General features: G+C 50.7%; 16 protein-coding genes and 1 pseudogene. 11 read left to right on the top strand and 6 right to left on the bottom strand.

The genetic code is table 11. The annotated features are described in order from the left end of the window. Positions 1–22: 22 nt before the first annotated feature. On the top strand, positions 23–1,093 hold the full coding sequence (locus AC52W5_RS07740) for an AI-2E family transporter (protein ID WP_495670578.1): 1,071 nt from the start codon (positions 23–25) through the stop codon (positions 1,091–1,093). Between the two features lie 54 nt (positions 1,094–1,147). Here the strand turns inward: AC52W5_RS07740 and AC52W5_RS07735 are convergent, their stop codons facing one another. After that, entirely contained in the window at positions 1,148–1,972 is an 825-nt protein-coding gene (locus AC52W5_RS07735) for an SDR family NAD(P)-dependent oxidoreductase (RefSeq protein WP_495670577.1), read from the bottom strand. Positions 1,973–2,217: 245 nt separating this feature from the next. On the opposite strand from AC52W5_RS07735, the gene AC52W5_RS07730 reads away from it, so the two are divergent. After that, entirely contained in the window at positions 2,218–2,919 is a 702-nt protein-coding gene (locus tag AC52W5_RS07730; RefSeq protein ID WP_495670576.1) for an SDR family oxidoreductase, read from the top strand. Between the two features lie 56 nt (positions 2,920–2,975). Here AC52W5_RS07730 and AC52W5_RS07725 read toward each other — a convergent pair whose 3' ends face one another. Then, positions 2,976–3,296, bottom strand: coding sequence for a heavy metal-binding domain-containing protein (locus AC52W5_RS07725; RefSeq protein WP_011380091.1), 321 nt, complete (start codon positions 3,294–3,296; stop codon positions 2,976–2,978). An 89-nt stretch (positions 3,297–3,385) separates the two neighbouring features. After that, entirely contained in the window at positions 3,386–3,658 is a 273-nt protein-coding gene (locus AC52W5_RS07720; RefSeq protein WP_495670575.1) for a hypothetical protein, read from the bottom strand. A gap of 83 nt (positions 3,659–3,741) precedes the next feature. On the opposite strand from AC52W5_RS07720, the gene AC52W5_RS07715 reads away from it, so the two are divergent. The 6 genes from AC52W5_RS07715 (at position 3,742) to AC52W5_RS07690 (ending at position 9,859) form a co-directional block, all read left to right on the top strand. Then, positions 3,742–4,755: a Fe(3+) ABC transporter substrate-binding protein gene (locus tag AC52W5_RS07715; RefSeq protein WP_495670574.1), complete on the top strand. Its 1,014-nt coding sequence runs from the start codon at positions 3,742–3,744 to the stop codon at positions 4,753–4,755. 21 nt (positions 4,756–4,776) lie between these two features. Continuing rightward, entirely contained in the window at positions 4,777–6,486 is a 1,710-nt protein-coding gene (locus AC52W5_RS07710; RefSeq protein WP_495670573.1) for an ABC transporter permease, read from the top strand. A gap of 25 nt (positions 6,487–6,511) precedes the next feature. Further along, complete coding sequence (locus AC52W5_RS07705) at positions 6,512–7,612, top strand: ABC transporter ATP-binding protein (RefSeq protein ID WP_495670572.1); 1,101 nt, start codon at positions 6,512–6,514, stop codon at positions 7,610–7,612. Positions 7,613–8,047: 435 nt separating this feature from the next. Beyond that, complete coding sequence (locus tag AC52W5_RS07700) at positions 8,048–8,413, top strand: hypothetical protein (protein WP_495670571.1); 366 nt, start codon at positions 8,048–8,050, stop codon at positions 8,411–8,413. Positions 8,414–8,685: 272 nt separating this feature from the next. Continuing rightward, entirely contained in the window at positions 8,686–9,114 is a 429-nt protein-coding gene (locus AC52W5_RS07695) for a hypothetical protein (RefSeq protein ID WP_495670570.1), read from the top strand. A gap of 109 nt (positions 9,115–9,223) precedes the next feature. After that, the gene (locus tag AC52W5_RS07690) at positions 9,224–9,859 is read left to right on the top strand and encodes a C39 family peptidase (protein WP_495670569.1); all 636 of its coding nucleotides are present in this window, start codon (positions 9,224–9,226) and stop codon (positions 9,857–9,859) included. Positions 9,860–10,164: 305 nt separating this feature from the next. Here AC52W5_RS07690 and AC52W5_RS07685 read toward each other — a convergent pair. Next, a pseudogene (locus tag AC52W5_RS07685) lies at positions 10,165–10,484 on the bottom strand (IS3 family transposase); the annotation flags it as partial. A 98-nt stretch (positions 10,485–10,582) separates the two neighbouring features. On the opposite strand from AC52W5_RS07685, the gene AC52W5_RS07680 reads away from it, so the two are divergent. Both AC52W5_RS07680 and AC52W5_RS07675 read left to right on the top strand, forming a co-directional pair. Further along, positions 10,583–11,878, top strand: a complete 1,296-nt coding sequence (locus AC52W5_RS07680) for a hypothetical protein (RefSeq protein ID WP_495670568.1) — start codon at positions 10,583–10,585, stop codon at positions 11,876–11,878. A 665-nt stretch (positions 11,879–12,543) separates the two neighbouring features. Then, positions 12,544–12,891: a hypothetical protein gene (locus AC52W5_RS07675; RefSeq protein ID WP_495670567.1), complete on the top strand. Its 348-nt coding sequence runs from the start codon at positions 12,544–12,546 to the stop codon at positions 12,889–12,891. 501 nt (positions 12,892–13,392) lie between these two features. On the opposite strand, the gene AC52W5_RS07670 is transcribed toward AC52W5_RS07675, so the two are convergent. Further along, positions 13,393–14,118: a response regulator transcription factor gene (locus tag AC52W5_RS07670; RefSeq protein ID WP_495670566.1), complete on the bottom strand. Its 726-nt coding sequence runs from the start codon at positions 14,116–14,118 to the stop codon at positions 13,393–13,395. Between the two features lie 858 nt (positions 14,119–14,976). On the opposite strand from AC52W5_RS07670, the gene AC52W5_RS07665 reads away from it, so the two are divergent. Further along, on the top strand, positions 14,977–15,411 hold the full coding sequence (locus tag AC52W5_RS07665; RefSeq protein ID WP_495670565.1) for a hypothetical protein: 435 nt from the start codon (positions 14,977–14,979) through the stop codon (positions 15,409–15,411). 315 nt (positions 15,412–15,726) lie between these two features. Here AC52W5_RS07665 and AC52W5_RS07660 read toward each other — a convergent pair whose 3' ends face one another. Beyond that, on the bottom strand, positions 15,727–16,185 hold the full coding sequence (locus tag AC52W5_RS07660) for a hypothetical protein (protein WP_495670564.1): 459 nt from the start codon (positions 16,183–16,185) through the stop codon (positions 15,727–15,729). Positions 16,186–16,343: the final 158 nt, after the last annotated feature.

The following is a 16,343-nucleotide window of genomic DNA, read 5'->3' as shown; positions in this document are numbered from 1 at the left end:
GGTTATTAAACGTTCTCTGCACATGAACTCCCCCGAGTTGCGGCAAAAGGCCTTTCTACTGATGTTGATTGCCGTCTCCGTGGCATTCATCTGGATACTGCTGCCTTTTTATGGCACGGTATTCTGGGCGGCAGTTCTTGCCATCATATTTACACCGTTTCATCGAAAGGTGCTGAATGCCATGGGGCAGCGGCGCAACCTTGCCGCATTCACCACGTTGTTGCTCTGTGTCGTCATCGTGATTCTTCCGGTCACCATAATGGCAATTTCGCTCCTGCAGGAAGGAGCCCTCATCTACCAGAAAATCCGCTCAGGGGAATTGAATTTCGGCATGTATTTCCAGCAAATCATGAGCGCTGCGCCGCCGTGGCTGGTCAACCTGCTCGACCGTTCAGGGCTCACCAATATCGCGGAGCTGCAGGACATGCTGTCAAGCGGTGTCCTGCGCGGCAGCCAGTTCATTGCTACGCATGCTATCAGCCTCGGCCAGAACGCTTTTGAATTTCTGGTGAGCTTCGGCATCATGCTGTATCTGCTCTTTTTTCTGCTGCGCGATGGCGACAGCCTGGCGGCCAGGATCAAGCAGGCCATGCCTCTTACCATGGAACACAAGCGGCACTTGTCCAGCAAATTCACTACGGTCATTCGCGCAACCGTCAAGGGCAACGTCGTCGTTGCCGCCATTCAAGGCACCCTCGGGGGTCTGATATTTTATTTTCTCGGCATTCAAGGGGCCTTGCTGTGGGGCTTCATGATGGCGTTTCTTTCCTTGATACCGGCAGTCGGCGCCGGCCTCATCTGGATCCCCGTGGCCATCTACTTCCTGTTTACCGGGGCTGTTTGGCAGGGTACCGTTCTTATCGCGTTCGGCGTGTTCGTAATCGGAATGGTTGACAACCTCTTACGCCCCGTCCTGGTGGGACGAGATACGAAGATGCCGGATTACGTGGTGCTCATCTCGACACTCGGGGGACTGGTCCTGTTCGGCCTCAATGGCTTTGTGATCGGGCCAGTTATCGCAGCCTTGTTCATGTCCGCCTGGGACCTCTTCGCCGCAGCGATGGATACCCCCAGGGTCGAAAGAAAAGACTGACGCGCAAGCCAGGTTTTTGCATGAACGTGATCAGAGGTCCTCTAGATGGGTAGCTTATTCCCGGGGAAATTTCATTCGGAACCGGACCGCCCAGGCGAAAATACGCCCCCCAAGCAGCCATCTTGCCATAACCGACATTTTGGAATCGAGAGGTAGTGCGTGGCGGACGGGAGGATTGGGCGCCTTCACGGCATCCAGTACTGCCTTCGCAATGATTTCCGGACCTGGGGCTTCAGGTTCACCCGCCACCAGATTGTGTACACCGGCAAGAAGTTTTTCATAGGCTACAGGGTGCGGGATTTTCTCCATCGCCCTCAACTCGTTTGGCACAAACTCGGTCTTTATCACTCCCGGTGCAATCAGGACGACCTTGACGCCAAACTCCATCACCTCCCCTCGCACTGCATCGGTGAGTGCTTCAATCGCATACTTCGAAGCCGAATACCAGCCGAAGCCGGGGACTGAAATCCTGCTCAGCACGGAGACAATGTTGACGATACATCCCGATCCCCGCTCCCGCATGTGTGGAAGCACCGCCTGCATGAATCGGGCATAGCCAAAAAGATTGACCTCGATCTGCCGATGCGCGATTTCGAGCGGAACACATTCGACCGCGCCCGGCTGGGAGATCCCAGCGTTATTCACCAGCACATCGATCCGCCCGCGAGTCGATATAATGTGGGCTACCGCCTGCCTGACAGCTGCATCATCGGTCACATCCAGGCAGATGGGCTCGATATGGTTGGAGCGTATTTGTTCCAGCCTGTACATGCGCCGGGCGAGAGCGAATACATAATATCCGTTCTGGGCAAGAAGTTCTGCTGTTGCCCTGCCGATACCACTGGAAGCACCGGTTACCAACGCGATCTTGTCGGCCATATGTTTCTTCCTTTTAGGTTGCCATTCCTTGGGCTTTCTATACATAATGAGTCAGGCACACGGCTCGCCGGACAATTCCTGGTTTTGTTACCGCGACAGGTATCCGAGGTTTCCCTGCCTGGACCGCAATACTGGCTTATCATGCCGTAAAATTCATCCTCTGATACTTCTTTATAGTACCCTGTCACGCCACGAGCCCGTCTCTCCCGAGTATCTAATCCGTATATCCCCATGAGGAGAAGATTATGAAAACTGCACTGATTACAGGCGCAAACCGCGGGATTGGACTTGAATTCGCACGTCAATACGCAGTGGAAGGCTGGCGTGTTCTTGCCTGCGCGCGTCATCCCGAGAAAGCAGAGGAGCTCCAAAAGTTAGCAAACCAGTATCCCGAGCAGGTGAAGGTACATACGCTTGACGTTGCCGATCACCGGCAAATCGACGAACTGGGACGGTCTCTTTCCGGCGAATCCATCGACTTGCTTCTCAACAATGCGGGCATCTACGCAGAGGCGCATCGTTCGGGGATATTCAGAAACGAGGATTACGACGCCTGGATGCGCACGTTTCTGGTCAATACCATGGCTACACTCAAGATGGCGCAGACATTTGCATCACAAATTACCCGGAGCAGTCAAAAAAAGATTGTGACCATCAGCAGTAAAATGGGCAGTATCGAGGACAATGATGGTGGGGGAAGCTATATGTACCGGTCCAGCAAGGCGGCGGTGAACATGGTGGTCAAATCGCTTTCGATTGACCTGAAACAGGCGGGAGTAATTGCAGTGGTACTTCATCCGGGGTGGGTGAAAACAGACATGGGTGGGTCCAATGCCTTGATCTCGACTGCTCAAAGCGTATCCGGCATGCTACAGGTGATCGATCACCTCACCCTGAAGGAGTCCGGCAGGTTCATCGCATACGACGGCAAGACGGTGCCGTGGTAGAGGATTCCTGTCGGATTGATTACTGGTTCGGCCGACAATAAGCTCCCGCGCTGCGGCTATTCGACGATTACAGCCGTGCCGCTTGCGGAAACCATGAGCATGCCGTTTTCTTTTCCCAATACCTCATAATCGATATCGATGCCCACTACTGCATTCGCTCCAAGGTCATGCGCACGCTGCTGCAATTCTTCGAGCGCGATGTCCCGTGCGCGCTGCAACTCTTTCTCGTAGGTTCCGGAACGTCCACCCACCAGATCGCGAATTCCCGCAAAGAGATCCTTGAATATATTGGCACCCAGCACTGCTTCACCCGCCACCACCCCGCAATATCGCGTAATACGCTTCCCGTCGATGCCCGGTGTTGTAGTAAGTTGCATATTTCTCCTGTTCAGAATTAGGGAACTGTTAAAGGTCAGGACGCTTCCATCGCACCGTAGCGAATCCCGTCCCCAACGGGAGATACCGCTCATGATCCGCCTGCTTTGGGGGGCCGCTTGCGAAGTTTCTTCAGGGGCCTTCGCCCTGGCCCTGGCGTACCATCCCGGGACTTGGGTTGTTCTGAAGGTACGGCACCTTTACGGCGGACATTCCGGTCCGGCGTGGGGGCCCGGTTTACTGGCGTAAGCTCGATTTCGAGTTCGTTGATCTCATCCCATTGAGCTTCGGTACGCTGCCTCTCCGGTATCGCAAGGAGCTGCTGCAAGCGCTGATACGGAAGAACTTGTTCTGGCTCATCCATGATATATTAACGTGCCGCTTTGCTGATAATTATTATCATTTATAATATTAGCCTTTCTGCCTTTTATATCCGGAGTAAATCAAATGCCCAGTGCGCGCCTCAATCGTTATCTTACCGCAATGATATGCTGTGTCACGCTATTTACCGCGAATGCATCCGGGGCGGAGGAAGTCGTCGTCTATTCGGCACGCATAGAGCAACTCATCAAGCCCATGTTCGATGCTTTCACCAAGGATAGCGGCATTGCTGTCAAATTCGTCACCGATAAGGAAGGCCCCTTGCTCGCGCGCCTCAAGGCAGAAGGCAAAAACACTCCGGCTGACGTACTGCTTACCACCGATGCCGGCAACCTGTGGGAGGCGGCGCGGGAGGGACTGCTGCGTCCGGTGGAGTCAGAAATACTGGAAACGAATGTTCCCGCTCATCTCCAGGATCCTTTGAACCGATGGTTCGGCTTATCGATACGCGCCCGTACCATCGTTTACAACACCAACAAGGTAAAACCCTCCGACCTTTCAACCTACGAAGCGCTGGCAGATCCCAAGTGGAAGAACCGCCTGTGCATACGCACTTCCAAGAAAGTATACAACCAGTCTCTGGTGGCAATGATGATTGCCGAGCATGGAGAACCGAAAACCGAGCAGATCGTAAAGGGCTGGGTTGCCAATCTTGCAACCGATCCTCTTTCGGATGATAGCAAGGCTATGGAATACGTTGCTGCAGGGAAATGCGACGTCACTATTGTCAATACTTATTATTACGGGCGTCTGATGAAAAAGAACCCGAAATTACCGCTTGCGATTTTCTGGCCGAACCAGAACAACAGCGGAGTCCATGTAAATATTTCGGGTGCAGGCGTGACAAAATATGCGCACCACCCTCAAGCGGCGATCAAGCTGCTCGAATTTCTATCCTCGGAAAAAGCGCAGAATCTGTTTGCCGACGTAAACATGGAGTATCCGGTGAACTCCAAAGTCAAAACTGATCCTGCCGTAGCCGCGTGGGGCAGTTTCAAACAGAATACGATAAATGTGAACAAAGCCGGAGAGCTGCAGGCGGAAGCGGTAAAACTGATGGATCGCGCCGGCTACAAGTAAGATATAACCGGTGATGGTCGGGTGGAGGTAAAAGCGCTTACCGGAACGGGGCGGGAGACGGGGATAGGGACGACGGATAGTCAAAGCACAAAAAAGGGGTTTTTCAGTTTTCCCACCTCGAGCCGTCACGCTTCCCATGGCTGGCGGCTGATACCCCTTCTGGTCGCAGCACTCGTGCTGATACCTGTCGGCACAGTCGTTTCTTCGCTTTTTACCCCAACTGGCGAAGTCTGGCGACACTTGGCCGAAACCACGCTGCCTGACTTGTTGACCAATACATTCTGGCTTGCACTGGGCGTACTTGCCGGCGTGACGCTGTTGGGCGTGAGCCTGGCGTGGTTTACCGCCGTCTGCGAATTTCCCGGACGTCAATTCTTTTCGTGGGCGCTGTTGCTGCCATTTGCCATGCCCGCGTACGTGACCGCATTCGTGGCACTGGGCCTCTTCGACTATATCGGTCCTGTCCAGACCGCGCTGCGCGAGTGGTTCGGTCCTGACCTCTTCTGGTTTCCAAATGTGCGCAGCAGGACGGGTGTCATCATCGTCATGATTCTGGCATTTTATCCCTATGTCTATCTGCTGGCGCGCAATGCCTTCCTCACCCAGGGCAAACGCTCGCTGGAAGCGGCGCAATCGCTGGGGCTCAGCCGTACACAAGGTTTTTTCAAAGTGGCGCTTCCCATGGCTCGTCCGTGGATCGCCGGCGGCGCCATGCTGGCTTTGATGGAAACCCTGGCGGACTTCGGCACGGTAGCGGTCTTCAATTACGATACCTTCACGACCGCCATTTATAAAGCCTGGTTTGCCATGTTTTCCCTCCCCGCGGCCTCTCAACTCGCGTCACTGCTTATTGTGATTGTCTTTGCCATGATCATCCTTGAACAACAGTTCCGCTCCCAGATGCGCTACGCGGAAATCCGGCAGAGTGCGAGGGCTCACCTCATCACGCTTTCTGGCTGGCAGAAGTGGGGAGTCACAGGCTTTGCCTCGGCCATACTATTTCTCGCGTTCCTGCTGCCGGTCGCGCAGCTCGCTGTATGGACAACGCGCGTTTTTGCGCGTGATTTTGACCAAAGATATCTGGAATTCCTCTGGCATTCGCTCCTGTTGTCCGGTTTTGCCGTCCTGCTCACCTGCTCGGTCGCCCTGCTTATGGTCTATGCGGCACGCCGTCATCCCAGCCGCGCCACACGCGCAGCAGTGCGCATTTCCACCCTTGGCTATGCCTTGCCCGGGACTGTTCTGGCAGTGGGAATCTTCATCCCGATAGCCTGGCTCGACAACCAGCTGAGCGAAATGGCCATGCAGCTATTTCACATGGAAACCGGACTGCTTATTCAGGGTACGCTCGCTACCATGCTGATTGCCTATATGACCCGCTTTCTCGCAGTGAGCTACAGCCCTATAGACAGCGCCATGCAGCGTATCACCAGCAGCATCGATGAGGCGGCCATGGGTCTCGGCTTGAGTGGATGGTCGATGTTGCGTCGCATCCACTTGCCGATGCTGAGGAGTGGAATATTTACCGCAGCAACCCTGGTGTTCGTGGATGTCATGAAAGAAATGCCGATCACGCTGATGACCCGGCCTTTTGGATGGGATACCCTGGCGGTAAGAATTTTCGAGATGACTTCCGAAGGCGAGTGGGAGCAGGCTGCACTGCCTGCGGTGGCACTGGTTCTGGCAGGTCTGCTGCCGCTGATATTTTTCATGCGGCAAAGCGAAAAATAGTTTGCAGAAAAGGTTGAATCGCCCCATGAAAACGCTGCTTGAGCTAAGCGATATCCGCCATGCCTATGGGCAGCAAAGGGTGGTGAACGACCTGTCACTCACCCTCGAGAAAGGGGCGATCGGGTGCCTGCTGGGGCCGAGCGGTTGCGGCAAGACAACAGTGCTGAGGTGCATTGCCGGTTTTGAGCCCGTTTCTGCCGGGAAAATCCTCCTCAATGGCGCAGTGATCAGCAGCAGTAGCGTCATGATTCCCCCTGAAAGGCGTCATATCGGAATGGTGTTTCAGGACTATGCGCTATTTCCCCATCTGTCCGTCGTGGACAACATCGGCTTTGGCCTGCACAGCATGCAAAAAGCCGAACGTTCTGCACGCATCGCCGAGATGCTTCAAACCGTAGGTCTTGCTGATTCCGCAAAAAAATACCCCCACCAGCTCTCGGGAGGGCAGCAGCAGCGGGTAGCGTTGGCACGCGCCTTGGCGCCACGTCCGGAATTGCTATTGCTGGACGAACCCTTCTCGAATCTGGATGTCACCCTGCGCGGTCGCCTGAGCCTGGAAGTCCGCGGCATCCTCAAAAGCCAGAATGCCACGGCTATTCTGGTAACGCACGATCAGGATGAAGCGTTTGCCATTGCAGACGAGATTGGCGTGATGCACCACGGTGAAATCCAGCAGTGGGATACGGCCTACAATCTCTACCACAAACCCGCCAATCGATTCGTTGCCAACTTCATCGGAGAAGGCGTTTTTCTTCCCGGAAAAATGCTCGACCGGCAGCAGGTGGAAATCGAACTGGGCACACTGGCTGGGGACGTACCGCATCGATGCACGCCGGATTGCAAGCTATGTCGGGAGGGAAACCTAGTGGATGTGCTGATCCGCCCGGACGATATCGTGCATGATGATGCCAGTCCCGTACAAGCCAAGGTTATGCAAAAAGCATTTCGGGGCGCCGATATCCTGTATACCCTGCAACTGCCCGGTGGCAGTACCGCCCTGTCGCTCGTCCCAAGCCATCATAATCATGCGATAGGGGAAAAAATAGGAATCAGGCTTGAAGCGGAACATGTTGTGGCGTTTGCTAAATCCTCAACTAATTCCTGCGCAACGAGTTCCTGCATTTGATACTTGTTATTGTATACCCAGAATTTACACCGCCGTACCCGCCGCCCGTGTACGCATAATCCCCCTTAGAATATTTCGCCTCACGGAACTGCATCCCCTCCAGCTGAAGCAAAGACAAGCCATTCATCAGCAACTGTCCAAATAAGCGGTAGAAGCCTGCTTAAACAGACAGGCTCCTCCATGAAGCCGGCAATTCAACACATGCCCTGGCTCTTCGGTAACGCCGTCAATTGACATCTTCTCCACCGAAAGTGGTAGTTCGTATACAACCAAAAGAGTATCTTCAAAACGAAGATGATGCATTAATATCGATCAGACTTTATTCCATCTTGTATGAAAGGGACGACAACAAAACGGGAGAAGAAACTTCCAACGTATTTGAGAAGAAAGAGTTCGTTACCTTACTTTAACTCTATATTTTTAGGAGAAACAGTGATGAGAATACTCTCTCTCGCATGTTCAGCCTTTGCCTTTGCTGCAATGACTTCCGTCTCTAAGGCTGAACCAGAAGTCATGAAACAATCAGAGCCAATGAGATTGACAGCGCCACAGATGAATAACATCACTGCCGGCGGCCTAACGGTTTTCAGCTACGCGTCCGGCAACGAATTTAGCTATTCCCGAATCATTGATTTTTCGATAACCCCCCATCCGGAGGCCTTGATAGCGGCCGCGTGTTGTGGCCGGGGTACTATTTTTGCCGGTATCGTTTTCATCCCTCACAGCACAAGATTCGATTCCCTTATCCCTCACAGCACAAGATTTGATTCCCTTCATTGGTTACCACATTTATTAAATTAATTATGGGCGGTAGGCGACTTCGTTGTGCTTGCCGCTCCCCGGAAAGATCCGCCAGCAGCTTGGAGAAGATTTGAAGCCATTAAACGTTCAGACGAAGAACTCCTGATAGCCCTAAAGGAATCGTTAAGCGCTTTTTAGCAGTCCTACGCCGCGACATGATCTCTCAAAATGATCAATTGCTATGATTTTGGGGATGCAACAGCTGTAAGGGAATTACTACAAAACAACTAAAACGACAAAACATTACCCAATCAAGGGGACAGGAGCTGATTATGAGAACAACTTTGCTTTCACCTCTAGCGCTTGGTGCCGTGGTCTTTGTCGCCCTGGCGGAGCCGGTAGTCCTATGGGCAGCGGAACCGGTGAGACTGACGGGGGCACAGATGGATGCTGTCACAGCAGGTGCGGTCGTCATCGGAATGGGCGCTTTGGCCACTACAGACAGCCCCAATGCGCTCACTTATACCAACACCTCAACAAGGGTTATGAGCACGCCTAAAAACAATGTTGAGATAGGGTTAGGTTTCGGGAAGGCATATGCCTGCTGCGGCTCTAGCAGCGATACCAGTGTTCAGTCTGTGTACTATGCTGAGGGGGACAAAGTGATCGCCCATGGTGTTGTTATTAATACTAACACTCCGAATTTTTCTTTCTCACATGGAGTTACAACGGTTATCGCGATCGACATTCCGTCGCGTTAGCAAGCTAACAAAGCTCGCATCAGCTCCAATATTGGAGCTGATGCGATAAAAGTTATGTAGTGGCGTCAAGCCCGGGTACTAAAGTTCAATAAAAACAGGGGAAGGGCGTATGCAACAATGCGGATCCATTTATTCTGTAGCCCTAAGATTAATCTGTATCGCCACTTTGACCATAAGTGTTGCGAATCTTGCGCATGCGAGAACAGTTAAATCTCTTCTTGAAATGCGCCGGGAAAACGTGGTGGTGCAGCAATGGGATCTTAGCTGCGGGGCTGCTACGTTAACGACTTTGTTGAATTTCCAGCATCAGGATATGGTTACCGAGAAACAGGTAGCAATAGCACTGATGGGGAGGGAGGAATACATAAAGAATCCTCTACTGGTCAATATTCGTCAGGGGTTTTCCTTACTCGATTTAAAACGCTTTGCCGACGCACGTGGCTATGAGGGAATCGGCTTCGGCAAGCTCACGCTTGATGATCTGGTAAAGAAAGCCCCTATTATCGTCCCCCTCAATCTGTTGGGGTATAACCATTTTGTTATTTTTCGGGGAATAAAAGGTAACCGTGTATTACTTGCCGATCCAGCATGGGGTAACCGCACTTTGCTGATCGAGCAATTCGAAAATGCATGGATAGATTTTCCGGAAATCGGTAAAGTCGGATTTGTGGTTGCCCGAACTGATGGGGCTTCAACTCCTAATCTGCTTGAACCAAAAGCAGATGAGTTTGTTATGTTTCGGTAAATTGTGAAAGTCAGGGAAGGTATGAGCTTAAAACTTATTAGAAAGCATTACTTACTTTTCCATAGGTCTGGGCATTCTTGGAGTCAGAATTGATTTTGGGGCTGCCCTTATTAAACCGGACAGGATACGGCTAGCAATTGGCGGCGGATCAAATTGTCCCAGTGACTTCTTGAGCCCTTAGAGGATGATACTCATTGTAATCCTAGAACCAAGGAAATCTCAAAGCCATCCGAGCGTCAGCCCAAATTGGAGCGCCAGGTGTCCTCATGAAATGCGTATGGTTGTTTGCCGCTACGGCAGGACAGCAGCAGATCATTCTGGCACATGCCCAACACCCGCTCCAACTTGCGAATCCACCTTTTCAACTCTCGTACCTCGGACGCAGGCACATTGCCACCCCGCACCGCTTCGTTTCTTGTCCGCCCTCAGTCACGAGGTTTCTCCAGCAAAACAAAAAGCCTGGAGCAATACACTATTTTTGCGTCACGTAAGAGATCGTCATGCCGAACAGACGTGATTTCTCAGCAGCTTTTAATTTCTCGCCCAAGCTCCACCGCCTGCTCAAACTTCGCGCGACTACTTCAATACGATCAAAATCTGAAGCACTACGCGTAGCACCAGCCATATGCCTAGCTCGTAAAAAGATGTTCGATAGGACTGAGATCCGGAGCTCAGTGTATTGCAACTTTGTGTGGATTTCTCCTTGAGACTGGAAGACGGAAAATGAAAACAATAAATGGATCGAAGAAGAATCGGATTAAAGGAGTTTTATTAATGGGTGGCAGTCTTTTTCTTGGCAATCCACTCAGTATCCGGGCACAGCAGATAACGGAAGCTACCTCGTTGAATCAACTCATGATAAAACTCGAGGAGCGAGATCAGGTGATTGCAGATCTTCAGCGACGTATCCAGCAACTCGAACAACGTGTAGGCGAGGCGCAGAGTGATGAATCTGCAGGGGCTGCTCAATCCCCCCCAACGCCATCAACCAAAGCTGTTGCCAACAAACCTGTTCAGCAGACGCCAGCTAATGAAGTTGCAACGAAAACGCCGCCCGTTGAAACACCACCCGCTGCCGTAGCGCAAAGCAAAACAGGTCCTGGTAATTTTGAGGTAGATGAGGAGGCAGCAGAAAGAGCGCTTGAACGTACACTGGTTCAGACAGGCGCCTTACTGTTACCCTTCGGATTAGCAGAAATTCAACCCTATGTAAGTTATGCTCATTTTGATAATGACCTGCCTGTCTTGCTCAGGGATCATGCGGGTAACATAGCTGCTGTTACCAATACTCAAAGACGCCGTAACGATATCGAAGCAGGTGTTTTTTCCAGGATCGGCCTGCCTTTCGGGACGCAGGCAGAACTTAGCATACCCGCCAGGGTGATCAATCAATCCAATGTTGTAGGAATTATCAATCAAGAAACGGCAAATACCACCCCCATGCTGGGCGATATCCGTGTCGGTCTTGCCAAGACTTTGCTGCGGGAAAGCGCCTGGTTGCCCGATATCGTTGGCCGGATAACCTGGGATACGGATACAGGCAAACAACAAACGCTCAATACTGCTTCAACTGGCGGCCTGATTGCGGGTTCCAGTGGCCTGGCTACAGCTACCAGCTTCAACGAGTTGATCTTTTCAGCAACTGCACTCAAGCGTCAGGACCCGTTGGCTTTTACGGGCTCAGTGAGTTACAGGAAAACTTTTAAAAAGGATGGTATCGAGCCGGGCGACGTGTATAGCTTGACATTGGGCGCAACGCTTGCTGCAAGTCCTCAAACTTCATTAAGTATCGGTATTCAGCAAAGTTTTATAGGTAATACAAGGATATTTGATAACTCGATTCCTGGGACAGATGTAATCAGCAGTGTATTTACACTCGGTGCTTCTTCCATTATTGGCAGGCGCCTATTTTTCTCTACGATAGCTGGCATTGGTCTAACAAAACAAGCTCCTGATTATTTTATCAATATAGCAATTCCGCTCAGATTCGACATACCATTTAAACAGAAGAGAAGCTGATTTATTCGCACTTGTTTCAGTGTTACGAGTATGGAGTCAGCAGTTTCGCCATGATGTTCACATACCACTAACACAGAAGGCGAATAAGTCATCGGGCTTGGCAGGTCGAAACCTACAACCAGGACGTGCACTATCCTACGGAGGCCGCGCGCCTTGCAGACCCATGTGTTTTATAAGTCGCTCGACCATGCCGCTGCACTGCTCCTCTTTGCCACTGAAGTGACCTCAGACTTTGTCAGCGCCTCAGACTTGTAATTTAGCCTGCCAAACCGCCCCATCTTTAACATCAGAAGTCATCACGCATGGCGCGAACAGAACGTAATGCGGGATTTCTCTGCTGGGCAGCATAACGTCGATAGCCGGATGGGACGATCGGCAACACTTGCAGATCGCCTCGACGCCTTAGGTGTGGGGGGTTTAGGTGCTCGTCGATGAACCTCTCAGGACTTGAATCTAAAGGAGTAGCAAGAAGCATTAGCCCATCCCAGTACTCCTTTTAGCGTATCCATATTAATCTTAAGTTGAATGAACGATTTACGGATTGCTGGTATTGCGCAATAGAGCCATAGTTGTCTCAACCGGCTAAACCAAAACTCGGGTACTCTCGATTATCGGCCGGTTTCGAGGGAGGTGCCCTTTAGTAACATTTACTTCAGGAGAAAACAATGAAAGCAAAAATGATGTCTTTATTTGCTGGTGTAGCTTTACTTGCCGGTGTAGGCATTGCTAATGCAGAAGAACGCCTGACCGCCGCCTCGATGGATGGAGTTACGGCTGGTACGTATGTTCCCAATTTTACTTTCGTTAAGTATGTTGACACCAACGTAACCAGCTATCTTAACCAGTACAAGGATGTTGATTCTAAAGTGTACGTCGATGGGAAGCTCGCGGATGGAGAGGCATATGCTACCTGCTCCGCTTATAGCTGCTTGACCGAAACGCTCACCGTTACCAATACAGGTTCTTACGGTCCGACGAGTTCCTATAGCCAGAGCCTCTCCGCTACCAACTAAGAGAGGGGGAGAAAAATCAACCTGCCTTTTGCTACAGAACGACTTTGATGAAACAACAGCTGTAACTCAAGGCCGGCTGAGGAAGCTTCCAGAGCCCCATGTCGCTTGGCATGGGGCTTTCTTCATTTCGCCGGTCCGGGGGTGAAAGCGGAATTGGTGGATTGGTTGAAGCTCGGGGTGGTGGCAGTCAGTAAAGAATTAGAACACTTGATGGATTGCCCTGGTTACAGGGAGGAGAAACTCGGCGATGCGCTTCAAGGGTACTGCAACCGGCTAAGCCTGCGTTGACTGTTATAAGCGATGGATGGAAAGCGTCTTTTGCGCCTTCCATTGCTTCGGATGGGCAATTCTATTAGATGCGAATACCAGCTATTGATACGAGTACTCGTATAGCAGGCGATATTGGCAGTCAGATGAATTATGTAAGCTGACAGATATGCACTTCGCATCTCCTCTTTTGCTACTCTCACTAATCCCAACCCTTCCACAAACCAACTGCAATCAACATTCAGCTTTCCCCTCGGTTATTTGAGATCCAAGGAAAGCTGCGTGAGTGCGATTGGTCGCCTTAAGCTTCGTCATAATTTTCCGCATATGAACCTTCACGGTGCTCTCCTGCATCCCGAGTTCGTAAGCAATGATTTTATTTGACTTGCCCTGCCGCACAAGCTCGAACACCTCCAATTCTCGCGACGTAAGAGTCTGCAAGATGGATAGATCAATCTTGGCCCCATTCGGGCGCTCCTCCTCCCCAAGCGGGTATTCCTCCTCCCTGAACATTGTCGTTTTCTCAGTGATCTCCAAAAGAGCGCTATGTGGAATAAACGCGCCGCCTGCCATGACAAGTCGAAGTGACTGGATCACTGTGGACGGGTTGAACACCGATGGGATGTAGCCGCGGGCTCCAATCCGGACGGCCTGCAGAATATCCTCGAGCTCTTCGTGATCGGAAAGGAATACCAGGGGCAAGTTGGAAAATTCAAGCTTCAGCCGTAGAATCCCGTTAAAAATATGATTCTCACTGATACGTGCTGAACCAAGATTAAAGATGATCATTTCCACTTTGCCGTGACGCTCCAGATAATTGGTCATGAACTCATCAATGTCCGAATAAGGCCAGATAACAAAATCATCCGAAAGTGTTGTCAGCAGATGTGAGATGGATATCCGTGTCAGCGGTCGTGAATCAATCAGTGCAAATCTGGTCTTATTGAGATCTTCTTCCATCTATCCCTCAGCGCGCTATCTTTCTGATTGGCAAGGTTGTCTCCTTGGCTATGGAGCATTTGTCGCAGCCAGGGGCGAAGTAAAATATTTGTAGTAGCAGGGGCAGAGAGAGCTTTTTCCACATCTCTTCTCAAACCCTCTTTTCAGTTTCCATCCTTTCTTCCAATCCTTTGTGCTTCGCAGGTCATCACCTGGGCGCTCTTGAATACTGAACTATGACTATCCTATTCGAGATTACACCTTAAATTCTTTTCATCTTCATATTCCTTTTTGCAATAAGCATGCCCGAGTCCTTTTTATAAAGATACTTAAAATCATTATGTTACAGATCAGGCATTTCCAATAGGGGGGAACTTCCGTCACACGAAAAGAGCCGGAACCGGTCCTTTTAATGACCTTTCAGGAAATTTCCTCTTTATAGTCAAAGTGTTGTGTAGGTGGGTAAAGAATTACGCAACCTGGGTCGAATTCGACCCAGGTTGCGTAATTGAAAGGACTTTTTAATGCTCCAGCTTTGGCAGCGTGGCAGCAGGCAGTAGCGCCACCGTCCGCTTTGCCCGCGGTATTTGACTTAAACAAAATAGTCCCCATGAAAACGGGGCGAAATTCAACACATTCCCTGGCTCTTCGGGACATCACGTTGTCGATTGGCACCTTTTCCATCGAAAGTGATAGTTCATATACAACCAAAAGAGTATCTTCAAAACGAAGACGATGCATTAATATCGACGGTACTCTATTCAATCTTGCATGAAAGGGGGCAATGGCAAAGTGGAAGAAATTTCCAGCGCATTGAGCATTGAGAAGAAAGAGTAGTGTTACCTACTTTAACCCTACATTTTAAGGAGGAGAAAAGTGATGAGAATAATTTCTCTCGTTTGTTCAGCCTTTGCCTTTGCTGCGATGACTTCCGTCGCTCAGGCTGAACCGACAGCCCCATGGGCTGCAGAACCACTGAGACTGACGGAGACACAGATGGATGTTGTCAGCGCGGGCACCACCGCCGTGACGACGGAGGCTTCGGCCACTGCAGAAGGCTCGAATACACACACTTATACCAGCACCTCAACAACCGTTATCGGCACGCCTTTAAACATTGTCAGTGCAGGGTTAGGTTCCGCGAAGGCATACGCCTGCTGCGGCTCGAGCACCAATACTAATGTTGAGACTGGGTACTATTCTGATGCGGACATAGTGATCGCAAATAGCATCGTTAATGATGTCAGCAATCCGGCGTCTTCTTCCTCAAATGGAGTTATAACGGTTATCGCGGTCGACGTTCCATTGCTGTAGTAAACCCATAAGTACGAAAACATACGCCTTCATATTTCATCGGAGAAGGGGTTTTCCTTCCCGGAAAAATGCTCGACCGGCAGCAGGTGGAAATCGAAGTGGGCATGCGGGCTGGGGACATACCGAATCGATGCGGTATGTCCCCAGCCAGCTATGCCAGGAGGGGAAATGGGGGGATGTGCTGATACGCCCGGATGATATCGGGCATAATGATGCCAGTCCCGTACAAGCCAAGGTTATGCAAAGGACTTAAACCGGGTTGGTCATGTTGACTGATTCATTGCATATCACGCCACTTTAGGCGTTGCCAGAACTTCAGATCTGGTCTTTGGAGTCTGATCCGATCCTGGCGTTATTCTCGTAGTTTCGCTCGGGCGGTGTTTCCGCTGAGGTGGAATAACCGTGCTGCGCAAGTTCCGATGCCATTTTCTGATGAAAGGCAGCCTGCTTTAAAGTTTCTTCCGCGGCCCGTTCGTATTTATGCAATAAAGCCGAAGTATACGATTGCTTATCTTGCGCCTGTCTGCCATAAAGATAGCTTTTCTCTTCGTAATGCTGGAGTAGTTTCTTTTGATCTTCTACTTTTATCAGCATTTCTTTTGCAGCATTTCGATATTGCTTAGCCAACTTATCGTGGTCGGTATAGGTTCTCGCATTCTTTACAGCCTTGTGAATATCATCATTCTGCGCTTCGAGAGGACTCATTTGCGCGCAGGAAGTCAATAGAGCAATCGCGGACAAGATCGCAACAAATGTTCCTGATTTTGTTTTCATGATAGTAATGAACCCAAATAGAATGAAAGCAGCTTCATCCTAACTCAGTCCATGCTATTGAGTATATTGGGGAAACCCTGGTTTTTTACTAAGGGAAACCCTTATGCAGGTTTATATGGCAGAAGTCCGGAAAGCATGCTGACAACCTGAATAAAACA

It is taken from the genome of Nitrosospira sp. CT, assembly GCF_059489795.1.
The sequence above is the reverse complement of the archived record's forward strand: the minus strand, read 5'-3'. Positions and strand labels throughout refer to the sequence as shown.